General features: G+C 70.2%; 11 protein-coding genes. 1 reads left to right on the top strand and 10 read right to left on the bottom strand.

Features of this window, described 5'->3' with window-relative positions; all coding sequences use genetic code 11:
- The 6 genes from D8M34_RS11025 to D8M34_RS11000 all read right to left on the bottom strand — a co-directional run.
- Positions 1-1,244, bottom strand: a 1,244-nt coding sequence (locus D8M34_RS11025; protein WP_126894004.1) for a citrate synthase, incomplete at its 3' end; no start/stop codon positions are given.
- Positions 1,245-1,434: 190 nt separating this feature from the next.
- Positions 1,435-2,547 (bottom strand): succinyldiaminopimelate transaminase, encoded by a 1,113-nt coding sequence (gene dapC / locus D8M34_RS11020; RefSeq protein ID WP_126894003.1) that lies wholly within the window; start codon positions 2,545-2,547, stop codon positions 1,435-1,437.
- A 9-nt stretch (positions 2,548-2,556) separates the two neighbouring features.
- A complete protein-coding gene (gene fdxA / locus D8M34_RS11015) occupies positions 2,557-2,877 on the bottom strand; it encodes a ferredoxin (protein ID WP_017203330.1) in 321 nt (106 codons plus the stop codon).
- A gap of 9 nt (positions 2,878-2,886) precedes the next feature.
- On the bottom strand, positions 2,887-3,297 hold the full coding sequence (locus D8M34_RS11010; protein WP_238695642.1) for a histidinol dehydrogenase: 411 nt from the start codon (positions 3,295-3,297) through the stop codon (positions 2,887-2,889).
- A gap of 40 nt (positions 3,298-3,337) precedes the next feature.
- Positions 3,338-3,652, bottom strand: coding sequence for an AzlD domain-containing protein (locus D8M34_RS11005; protein WP_025102951.1), 315 nt, complete (start codon positions 3,650-3,652; stop codon positions 3,338-3,340).
- Positions 3,649-4,359 carry an AzlC family ABC transporter permease gene (locus D8M34_RS11000; protein ID WP_085606884.1) on the bottom strand — a complete coding sequence of 237 codons (711 nt, stop codon included), beginning with the start codon at positions 4,357-4,359 and terminating at the stop codon, positions 3,649-3,651. Before D8M34_RS11000 ends, D8M34_RS11005 begins: the two co-directional genes overlap by 4 nt.
- A 105-nt stretch (positions 4,360-4,464) precedes the next feature.
- On the opposite strand from D8M34_RS11000, the gene D8M34_RS10995 reads away from it, so the two are divergent.
- On the top strand, positions 4,465-5,013 hold the full coding sequence (locus D8M34_RS10995; protein WP_025102949.1) for a helix-turn-helix domain-containing protein: 549 nt from the start codon (positions 4,465-4,467) through the stop codon (positions 5,011-5,013).
- Between the two features lie 3 nt (positions 5,014-5,016).
- Here D8M34_RS10995 and D8M34_RS10990 read toward each other — a convergent pair whose 3' ends face one another.
- The 4 genes from D8M34_RS10990 to typA form a co-directional block, all read right to left on the bottom strand.
- Positions 5,017-6,642 carry an MFS transporter gene (locus D8M34_RS10990; protein WP_085606576.1) on the bottom strand — a complete coding sequence of 542 codons (1,626 nt, stop codon included), beginning with the start codon at positions 6,640-6,642 and terminating at the stop codon, positions 5,017-5,019.
- On the bottom strand, positions 6,639-7,691 hold the full coding sequence (gene glsA, locus D8M34_RS10985; protein ID WP_126894002.1) for a glutaminase A: 1,053 nt from the start codon (positions 7,689-7,691) through the stop codon (positions 6,639-6,641). Before glsA ends, D8M34_RS10990 begins: the two co-directional genes overlap by 4 nt.
- Before the next feature lie 105 nt (positions 7,692-7,796).
- Positions 7,797-8,681: an aggregation-promoting factor C-terminal-like domain-containing protein gene (locus D8M34_RS10980; protein ID WP_172400114.1), complete on the bottom strand. Its 885-nt coding sequence runs from the start codon at positions 8,679-8,681 to the stop codon at positions 7,797-7,799.
- A gap of 186 nt (positions 8,682-8,867) precedes the next feature.
- Complete coding sequence (gene typA / locus D8M34_RS10975) at positions 8,868-10,781, bottom strand: translational GTPase TypA (RefSeq protein WP_025102945.1); 1,914 nt, start codon at positions 10,779-10,781, stop codon at positions 8,868-8,870.
- Positions 10,782-10,786: the final 5 nt, after the last annotated feature.

Below are 10,786 nucleotides of genomic sequence, written 5' to 3'. Positions count from 1 at the left end.
TGCGGACGGCCGATCTTCGTCTGCGGGTCGAGCTGGAGCTCGCGCCACTGGGCGAGCCAGCCGGGCAGGCGGCCGATCGCGAAGAGGACCGTGAACATCCGCGTGGGGAAGCCCATCGCCTTGTAGATCACGCCCGTGTAGAAGTCGACGTTCGGATACAGGCGACGCTCACGGAAGTAGTCGTCCGCGAGGGCGATCTCCTCGAGCTCCTTCGCGAGGTCCAGGAGCGGGTCGGTGACGCCGAGCGAGCTCAGCACCTCGTCCGCGGCCTCCTTGACGAGCTTGGCACGCGGGTCGTAGTTCTTGTAGACCCGGTGCCCGAAGCCCATGAGCTTCACGCCCTCTTCCTTGTTCTTCACCCGCTCGACGAACCGGGAGACGCTCTGGCCCGAGTCGCGGATCTGGCCGAGCATCGTGAGGACGGCCTCGTTCGCACCACCGTGCAGCGGACCCGAGAGGGCCTGGATGCCGGCCGAGACGGAGGCGAACTGGTTGGCTCCCGTGGAGCCGACGAGGCGGACGGTGGAGGTCGAGGCGTTCTGCTCGTGGTCCTCGTGCAGGATGAGCAGCAGTTCGAGGGCCTTCACCATGGTCGGGTTGATCTCGTACGGCTCGGAGTTCACGCCGAAGTTCAGCTTGAGGAAGTTCTCCACGAAGCCGAGCGAGTTGTCCGGGTAGAGGAACGCCTGGCCGACGCTCTTCTTGTGCGCGTAGGCGGCGATGACCGGCAGCTTGGCGAGCATGCGGATGGTGTTCAGCTCGACGTGCTCGGGGTTGTGCGGGTCGGTCTGCCCCTCGTAGTACGTCGACAGGGCGGCGACGGCGGAGGAGAGCACCGACATGGGGTGCGCGGTGTGCGGCAGCGCGGAGAAGAAGCGCTTGAGGTCTTCGTGCAGCAGCGTGTGCCGACGGATCTTCTCGTCGAACTCGGCCAGCTCTCCGGCGGACGGGAGCTCCCCGTAGATGAGCAGCCACGCGACCTCGAGGTAGCTGGTGCTGCCGGCGAGCTGCTCGATCGGGTAGCCGCGGTAGCGCAGGATGCCCTTGTCGCCGTCGATGAAGGTGATGTCCGACTTCGTGGAGGCGGTGTTGACGAAGCCGTAGTCGAGCCCGGTGTAGCCGGTCTGACGGGTCAGCGTCGAGAAGTCGATGCTGTCGTGGCCCGCGGTACCGCGCACCAGGGGGAATTCGGCGGTGGTGTCGCCGATCGTCAGCTTCGCCGTCTGGTCTGCCGCAGCGCTCACGCGGACCTCCTCCTTCTGTCTGATCGCCCCGGCATCGCGGGCGTCAGCAAGTTCTTGATCAAGCCGGAACTGGCGATATCTCTGGCGCCGAGCGCCGGGCCGGGTGCCGACCGAATCGCCTTTACAGCCTAGTCGTCACGCAGGCCTACTGTGACAACCGCCAAAGGGATGGCTGCAACAGGGAGGGATCCTACAGATCCGCGCCGCGCAGGCGTCGCGCCGCTTCCGCGACGCGGTCGGTCGGCGCCGTCAGCGACAGCCGCACGTGCGCAGGCGACGAGGCGCCGTAGAAGTGCCCGGGGCCCGCGAGGATCCCGAGGTCGGCGAGACGCGCCATCGACTCCCAGGCGTCGCGCCCCTCGGTCGCCCAGAGGTACAGCCCGGCCTGCGAGCCGTCGATGCGGAAGCCGGCAGCCTCGACGGCGGGCAGCAGCAGCGCCCGCCGCTCACGGTAGAGCTCCTTCTGCGCCGCGACGTGTGCGTCGTCACCGAGGGCGACGATCATCGCCTGCTGCACCGGCGCGGGCGGCATGAGGCCGAGGTGCTTGCGCGCGGCGAGGAGCTCGCCGACCACGCGAGCGCAGCCGGCGACGAAGGCCGCGCGATACCCCGCGAGGTTGGACTGCTTGCTCAGCGAGTACACGCTGAGCAGATTCGCCCGCGTGCCGCCGGTCACCCGGGGGTCGAGCACCGACGGGATGGCCTCGTCCGCCCAGGGGCCGTCCCAGCCGAGCTCGGCGTAGCACTCGTCGCTGGCCAGCACGGCGCCCAGTTCCCGCGCCCGCTGCACCGCCGCGGCGAGCTCGTCGACCGTCCAGGTGCGACCGTCCGGGTTGCCCGGGGTGTTGATCCAGATGAGCCGCGCACCCTCCGGCCATTCCGCCGGGTCGTCGACCGCGAGAGGTGTCGCCCCTGCCACCCGCGCGCCGACCTCATACGTCGGGTAGGCGACGCGAGGATGCACCACGATATCGCCGGCGCCGAGCCCCAGCAGCGTGGGCAGGAGCGCGACGAGCTCCTTGGAGCCGATCGTCGGCAGCACGTTGTCGACGCGGAGGTCCGGGACGCCACGGCGGCGGGCGTACCAGTCGACGATCGCCTCCCGGAGCGCGGGGGTGCCGACGGTCTGCGGGTAGGCGTGGGCGTCGGTCGCCGCGGCGAGGGCCCGACGGATGATCTCCGGCGTGGGGTCGACCGGCGAGCCGACGGAGAGGTCGACGAGCCCGCCCGGGTGCCGGGCGGCGCGCTCGCGATACGGGACCACGGCGTCCCACGGGTAGTCGGCGAGGTCGCGGACGCTCACGGAGCGGGCCTACTCGCCCTGCGGCGGGAGCGCGGCGATGATCGGGTGGTCGAACGGGTAGACGCCGACCTTGGCGGCGCCTCCGGGCGAGCCGATCTCGTCGAAGAACTCGACGTTGGCCTTGTAGTAGTCCTGCCACTCGTCTGGGAGGTCGTCCTCGTAGTAGATCGCCTCGACGGGGCACACCGGCTCGCACGCTCCGCAGTCCACGCACTCATCCGGGTGGATGTAGAGCGACCGTTCGCCCTCGTAGATGCAGTCAACGGGGCACTCGTCGATGCAGGCGCGATCCTTGACATCGACGCACGGGAGGGCGATCACATACGTCACCCCCTCAGTCTACGACCCGTGGACCTCGGGTTCCTCCGAGGACGGCGTGGCGGGGCGGACCGGCTGCCGGGAGAACGACGGCCACGCGATGACGAGCAGCACGATGCCGGCGGCGAGATAGGTCCAGATGCGCCCGGCGAGAGTGTCCTGCACGACGACGGAGCCACCGGGACCGACGCCCGAGATGAGCACGATCATGCCCAGCATCCCGAGTCCGGCGGCGACGGCGGCGCCCCGGTCATGGGTGAGCGCCCGCACGGCGATGAGGATCGCGGCGCAGGCGATGGCGGCGACGATGAGGCCGATCGGGATCGGCCCCCACATGACGCTGTGTGCGATGGTCCCGGCCGCGCCGTAGACCCCACCCACCAGGGCAGCAGCCACCCAGGACAGCACCCTCGACAACCACTTCCCGCGCACCCCCCGATCCTACCCGGGCGCTGTCCGGCGGAACGACGTGTCAGGCGGCGAGACCGAACAGCCGCAGCAGCGCGGCGACGAGGGCGGCGGCGGCCACCACCACGAGGAACGACTGCCGCAGCCAGAGGAGTCCCGCGGCGACGAGCAGGGCGGGGACACGCGCGTCGACGGTGATGGCCTGCCCGTCGCCGAGCGACTGCACCGCGACGAGGGCGGCGAGCAGCGCGACGGTGAGGAGATCGGAGATACGGGCGGGGCGCGGCGCTTCGAGCACCTTCGGCGGCACGAGATAGCCCACGGCCTTCAGGGCGAGGCAGATCAGGGCCGCGAGGAGGATGGCGCTCCAGAGGGTCATGCGGTTCCCTCCCCTTCGCCGGCGCCTGCGGGTCGCGGCGTTCCGAGCCAGTTGAACCATCCGACGACGATCGCGACGAGAGCGGCGACGAGCACCGGGAGTCCGGGCAGGAGGAACGGGGTGAGGGCGGCCGCGATCACGGCGGCCGCGATCCCGACGGCGACCGCCTGCCGTTGACGCAGACGCGGCCACAGCAGGGCGAGGAACGCCGCGGCCGCCGCGGCGTCCAGCCCCCAGGCCTTCGGGTCGCCGAGCACGTCGCCGACCAGCGCACCGACGAGCGTGGTGAGGTTCCAGCCGAGGAAGATGCCGACACCCGTGACCCAGAATCCCACCCGGCGCAGGCGCGGATCGTCCTGCGCGATCGCCACGGCGGTGGACTCGTCGATCGTGAAGTGCGCGGCGAGCGCTCGTCGTACCGGTCCTCCGCCGACGACCGGCGACATGCGCATCCCGTAGGCGACGTTGCGCACCCCGAGCAGGGCGGCGGACGCGATCGCCGAGGGCAGGGCGGCCAGTCCGCCGGCGGTGAAGACTCCCACGAAGGCGAACTGCGATCCCCCGGTGAACATCAGGAGACTGAGCACGCATGTCTGCCACACGTCGAGGCCCGCGGCCACGGCGAGCGCGCCGAAGGAGATCCCGTAGGCGCTCGTCGCGAGCACGACGCCGAGCGCCTCGCGCCACACCTCGCGCTCGGCGGTCATCGGGGTCCGCTCCGCCACGACGTTCGCTTCACTGAACACACGATCATCATTCTGAACATGCCTGGATGCATAGTCAAGCGAACGATCGTTTGCCATGATGAACGCATGGACGATCTCCGCACCCGCATCGCCCGCACGCTCCGCCGCGAGCGCGAGGCGGCGAACCTGTCCGTCTCCGAGCTCGCCCGGCGGGCCGGCATCTCCAAGGCGACGGTCTCCCAGCTCGAGAGCGGTGCCGGCAACCCGAGCGTCGAGACGCTGTGGGCGCTGGGCGTCGCGCTCGGCGTGCCCTTCGCGGTGCTCGTCGACCAGCAGGCCAACGCCCCCACCCTCATCCGCGCCGACGACCTCGCGGGGGTGCCCTCCTCTGCCGCCGCCTACAGCGCCACCCTCCTCTCCGCGAGCCCTCCGGGCGCCCGGCGCGACGTGTACCTCATCCAGGCGGAGCCCGGCGACCCCCGACGCTCGGACCCCCACCATGCGGGCACGATCGAGCACGTGATCCTCATCGCCGGACAGGCGCGGGTCGGCCCGCCCGAGGATGCCGTGGTGCTGAACCCGGGCGACTACCTGACGTATGCCGGCGACGCGGCGCACGTGTTCGAGGCCATCGCGCCCGGGACGAGCGCCGTGCTCATCTCCGAGCTGCGCTGAGGATCACTCCCCCGGCCCGGCCGGCGAGGGGTCCGGGATCTCGTGCGGACGGTAGTTCGGCAGGCGCGACGCCGGCAGGATCGCGAGCGCGCTCACCGCGGCGAGGATCAGCAGGCCGAGCTTGAGGGTGCGCAGGCGCGACTCCTCGTTCACGGCGACCGCGGCGTCGACCTGTTCCGGCGTCGCGTCCGTGGTCTCCAGGACCGCACGCAGTTCGTCGTTGCTGACGAAGTTCACCTCGTTCAGGTCGACCTGCGACACCAGCGACGGCGGCAGTTCCGGATGCTCCACGACCGCGCGTCCGACGTTGAGCGCGAGCAGCGAGACCAGCAGCGCCCCGGCGAGCGCCGTCCCGACCGCGGAGGCGAGATTCTGCGTGGTGCCGCGCAACGATCCCACGTCGCCGGCGAGCTCGGGCGGCGCCGCGGTCACGAGCACGTTGAAGACCAGGGTGACGAGCGCGCCCTGGCCGATGCCGAACACGATGAGGCCGGCGATGGTCGGCACGGTCTCCCAGTTGTTCGTCACCACGACGGACAGCCAGACGAGCGCCGCCGTCGTGAGGATGAACCCGAAGACGCCGATCGTGCGCGGCGGGTAGCGCGTGTAGAACCGCACGACGAGCGTCGCCGTGACGAACACCGTGAGGTTGAACGGCATCATCGCGAGGGCGGTGTCGAAGGGCGTCCGCCCCTGGACGATCTGGATGTACAGCGGCACCGTGAAGTTCACGCAGGCTTCCAGCGCCACGACGATGAACATGGCGTACACCGCGGCGCGCTCCCGGGACGACCCCAGCACGCTCAGATCGATCAGCGGCACCTTGCCCTCCGCCATCCGCCGCCGCGTCCACAGGAAGAACCCCTGGCCCAGCATGATCCCCAGCACGATGAAGAGGGGTGCCGGGGAGAGCCCGAAGACCGAGAACGGGGCGGACGGCGCCGCCGCGAGCGCTCCCCAGCTGTTCAGGTTGTTGAATCCGAGGGTCAGCAGCACGATCGCGGCGCCGATGAGGAGGGCCGCGACGAGATCGATGCGGATCGCCGCATCGCCGCGATCGCCGCGCAGCGTGAAGCTCAGCGCGAAGACCGCGACGGCGATCGCCAGCACGATGACGAAGAGCGGACGCCACCCGACGAGCGTCCCGAGCGTCCCTCCGATGAGGAAGGCGCTGACGCCGGAGATCGCGCGTGCCGAGCCGATCGCGCCGATGGCCGTGGCCTGCTGCGGGCCCCGGTAGTTCTCGGCGATCAGAGCCACGATCGAGGGGACGATGATCGCCGCGGCCGCTCCCGCCGCGGCCTGCCCGGCGATGGCCCACCAAACGGTCGGGGCGAGGAGCATCATCACGGCCGACCCCGCGAAGAGCGCGACGACGACGCGGAAGATCAGCACCCAGCCGACGCGCTGCCCGAGCTTGGCCCCGGTCATCACGAGCGCCGCGACGGCGAGGCCGTACATCACGATCGTCGTGCTCGCGACGGTCGGCGGGACGCCGAAGTCGCTCACCATGCCGCCGAGCGAGATCGGCAGCGCTGCGACGTTGAAGGACATGAGCACCTGTGCGAGGAACAGGCTGACCATCGGCAGCCAGGACGTCTTCGCGGGGGCGGGGGCCGTGCGGGTCATGAGCGCTCTCCTTCCGAGGCTGACGAGACACGCGCCTCGCCGGCATGCGCGGGCGCGGGCGCGGAGGCGAAGAGGTTCAGCCCCAGCGACCGCGACAGGTGGCCGATCGCCATCTGCGACCGGATCGAGTTGCCCGCCTCGTCCAGCCGGGGCGAGAAGCCGGCGACGGCGCCCTTGCCGGGAGAGACGGCGACGAGGCCGCCCGAGACGCCCGACTTGGCCGGAAGGCCGATCTCGAACAGCCAGTCCCCTGACCGCTCGTACAGCCCACTCGCCGCGACGACGGCGAGCGTGTCACGGCAGACGTCCGCGGAGACCACCCGCTCTCCCGTCACGGGGTTGACCCCGCCGTCGGCGAGCGTGGCCCCCATGACGGCGAGGTCGTGCGCGGTCACGCTGAGCGCGCACTGACGGGTGTAGACGTCGACGATCTCGTCCGGATCGCCGGCCAGTCGTCCGTAGCTGCGCAGCAGCCATCCGAGCGCGCGGTTGCGCTCGTTCGACCCGGCCTCGGAGGCGTAGACCTCGCCGTCCAGGCTCAGCGGTCGTCCGGCGAACGCGGACAGCCCCTCGCGGACGCGCTCCCACTGCTCCACCGCCGTGGCGCCGGGCATCAGCGCCGTGGTCGCGATCGCCCCGGCGTTGACCATCGGGTTGCGCGGATGCCCGTCGTTGAGCTCCAGCGCCACCACCGAGTTGAAGGCGAGGCCGGTGTTGTTGACGCCCACGATCTCGCGGACCCGCTCGTGGCCGTGCTCCTGGATCGCCAGCGCGTAGACGAACATCTTCGAGATCGACTGGATGGAGAACGCGTGCAGCGCGTCTCCGGCGTCGTGGATGCCGCCGCCCACCTCGATCACCGCGAGCCCGAACAGCTCCGGATCGACCGCGGCGAGGACGGGGATGTAGTCCGCCACCTCCCCGGACACCTCGTCCGCGTACCGGGCGTGCGCCTCCCGCACGAGCTCGTCCACCCGCTCCCATCCGGGAAGCGTGCCCGTGGAGACCTCCTGCGGGACGTCGAGCCAGACGGTGGGGTCGAGCACCATTCCTCCTCGGAAATCGCGACGCCCCCAGCCGTCTCCCTGTCACGGTAGCGTCCGTGTCGGGTGACGGCTAGGGGCAATCGTCCGCGAGGGGGCCCGCTCTGCGGCTCAGTACCAGTTCATGGCCTGGGAGTGTCCCCAGGCGCTGCACGGGGTGCCGTAGGCGTCGGCGATGTACTGCAGGCCCCAGGCGATCTGGGTGGCGGCGTTCGTCTGCCAGTCGGCACCCGCCGAGGCCATCTTGCTGCCGGGCAGCGCCTGCGGGATGCCGGTCGCTCCCCCGTCGTTGTTGTACGCCTGGTAGTTCCAGCCGGACTCCTTGTTCCACAGCGAGTTCAGGCAGGAGAACTGGTCGCCGCCCCAGCCGTAGCGGTCGGCCATCATCTGCTGTGCGGTGGCCCGAGCCCCGTCCGGCGTGTTCGCGGAGGCGAGCGCCGCCGCTGCGGCCGCCGCCTTCTCCTCGGCGGCGCGGGCGGCGTCCTCTGCCGCCTTCTTCTCCTGCGCGGCCGTGAAGGCCTCCTGGAGGTCTGCGGTGGCCGTCACGACCTTCTCGGTCTCGGCTTCGGCCTGCTCGGCCGTCACGGTGATGAGGACCAGCGGGAGGGTGGATCGATCGGCGAGGGTCTCCAGGTCGTCCTCGAGAGCGGTGGTGTCCACGGACGCCGCCGCGCCCACGTCGAGGCCCGACTCGGCGACCTCCGTGGACAGGCTCTTCGCCGCGGCGACCGCATCGGTCGCGTTCGAGACCGTCATGACGGCCTGATCGGCGATACGGGTGAGGGGCTCGGTGCCGAGGTCGTGGCTCGTGACGGCGGAGGTGGCGTCGGAGCGCTCCGCTCCGGCCGCCGGGGCGGAGGCGAGGCCCACGCTGAGGGTGATGCCGACGAGCGCGGCCGTGGCGGCGCCGAGGGCGATGAGGGGTGTACGGGTGACGGTGGCGCGAGCGGCTGCCGCGTCGGAGGCGCGCCGAAGCGCACGGGTCTTCTGAAGCAAGGCTTTGACTTTCGGGTCGTCGTACGCCCATATCGGGGACTCATCGGGAGCTCGCCCCGGGCGCAAGTCAACGAGTCTGCGTCATCAACCTGAACGAAAACTAGCCCTCACCTGGGATTTTCATGAGAGAGGGCCCCACGCGGCCAGGCGGCGGCGTAGGGCCCTCTCGAAAGGAGTGCGGTGCGATCAGGCGTTCGCGTCCTGACGCTTGAGACGCGAGGCCTCGCGACCGCGGACGGTCTGGTCGAGGATCACCTTGCGGATGCGGACCTTCTCCGGAGTCACCTCGACGCATTCGTCGTCGCGCGCGAACTCCAGGCTCTCCTCCAGCGTGAGGATGCGCGGCGGCGTCATCGACTCGAAGTTGTCGGCCGTGGAGGAGCGCATGTTGGTGAGCTTCTTCTCCTTGGTGATGTTGACGTCCATGTCGTCGGCGCGCGAGTTCTCGCCGATGACCATGCCCTCGTAGACCTCTTCGGTCGGCTGCACGAAGAACGACATGCGCTCCTGGAGCGCGATCATCGCGAAGGGGGTGACGACACCCGAGCGGTCGGCCACGATCGAGCCGTTCTGGCGGGTGGTGATCTGCCCCGCCCACGGCTCGTAGCCGTGCGAGATCGCGTTGGCGATACCCGTGCCGCGGGTGGTCGTGAGGAACTCGCTGCGGAAGCCGATGAGACCACGCGAGGGCACGACGAACTCCATGCGCACCCAGCCGGTGCCGTGGTTGGTCATGTTCTCCATGCGACCCTTGCGGTTCGCGAGGAGCTGGGTGATCGCGCCGAGGTGCTCCTCCGGCGTGTCGATGGTCAGGTGCTCGAACGGCTCGTAGACCTTGCCGTCGATCTTCTTGGTGACCACCTGCGGCTTGCCGACCGTGAGCTCGAAGCCCTCACGGCGCATGTTCTCGACGAGGATCGCGAGGGCCAGCTCACCGCGGCCCTGCACCTCCCAGGCGTCGGGACGGCCGATGTCGACGACCTTGAGCGACACGTTGCCGATGAGCTCGCGGTCCAGGCGGTCCTTCACCATGCGGGCGGTGAGTTTGTGCCCCTTGACCTTGCCCATGAGCGGCGAGGTGTTCGTGCCGATCGTCATGGAGATCGCGGGGTCGTCGACCGTGATGGCCGGCAGCGGGCGGATGTCCTCGGGGTCGGCGATGGTCTCGCCGATCGTGATGTCCTCGAAGCCGGCAATGGCGACGATGTCGCCGGGGCCGGCGGATTCTGCCGGGTAGCGCTCCAGGGCGCGGGTCTTCAGCAGCTCGGTGATGCGGGCGTTGCTGGTCGAGCCGTCGGAGCGGACCCACGCGACCGTCTGGCCCTTCTTGAGCGTGCCGTTGAAGACGCGCAGCAGGGCGAGGCGACCGAGGAAGGGGCTGGAGTCCAGGTTCGTGACCCAGGCCTGCAGCGGGGCCTCGTCGTCGTAGGCCGGGGCCGGGACGTGCTCGAGGATGGCCTCGAACAGCGGCTCGAGGTCGTCGTTGTCGGGCAGCGAGCCGTCGGCCGGACGGTTCTGCGACGCGGCACCGGCGCGACCGGAGGCGTAGACCACGGGCACGTCGAGCAGCGCGTCGACGTCGAGGTCGGGCACGTCGTCGACGAGATCGGAGGCCAGGCCCAGCAGGAGGTCGTGCGCCTCCTCCTCGACCTCGGCGATCCGGGCGTCCGGACGGTCGGTCTTGTTGACGAGGAGGATGACGGGGAGCTTGGCCTCGAGTGCCTTGCGCAGCACGAAGCGGGTCTGCGGCAGCGGGCCCTCGCTCGCGTCCACGAGCAGCACAACGCCGTCGACCATCGACAGGCCGCGCTCGACCTCGCCGCCGAAGTCGGCGTGGCCGGGGGTGTCGATCACGTTGATCGTGATCTCCTTGCCGCCGGCGTGCTTGCCCTTGTAGGTGATCGCCGTGTTCTTGGCGAGGATCGTGATGCCCTTCTCGCGCTCCAGATCGTTGGAGTCCATCGCGCGCTCCTCCACGTGCGAGTGTTCGCCGAAGGAGCCCGTCTGGCGGAGCATCGCGTCGACGAGCGTGGTCTTGCCGTGGTCGACGTGGGCGACGATTGCGACGTTGCGGAGGTCAGAGCGGAGGGCGTGCGCCATACAAG

It is taken from the genome of Microbacterium sp. HSID17254, assembly GCF_003989315.1.
Taxonomy (GTDB): domain Bacteria; phylum Actinomycetota; class Actinomycetes; order Actinomycetales; family Microbacteriaceae; genus Microbacterium.
Note: the sequence above shows the minus strand (reverse complement) of the source record. Positions and strands in the feature narration are given on the sequence as shown.

What these genes read in the sequence shown, in the direction of transcription:
- D8M34_RS11000 (WP_085606884.1), bottom strand. Translation starts at nt 4,359, where the DNA reads ATGACCGCCGAGCGCGAGGTGTGGCGCGAGGCGCTCGGCGTCGTGCTC.
- glsA (WP_126894002.1), bottom strand. Translation starts at nt 7,691, where the DNA reads ATGGTGCTCGACCCCACCGTCTGGCTCGACGTCCCGCAGGAGGTCTCC.
- D8M34_RS10990 (WP_085606576.1), bottom strand. Translation starts at nt 6,642, where the DNA reads ATGACCCGCACGGCCCCCGCCCCCGCGAAGACGTCCTGGCTGCCGATG.
- D8M34_RS10995 (WP_025102949.1), top strand. Translation starts at nt 4,465, where the DNA reads ATGGACGATCTCCGCACCCGCATCGCCCGCACGCTCCGCCGCGAGCGC.
- typA (WP_025102945.1), bottom strand. Translation starts at nt 10,781, where the DNA reads ATGGCGCACGCCCTCCGCTCTGACCTCCGCAACGTCGCAATCGTCGCC.
- D8M34_RS11005 (WP_025102951.1), bottom strand. Translation starts at nt 3,652, where the DNA reads ATGACCCTCTGGAGCGCCATCCTCCTCGCGGCCCTGATCTGCCTCGCC.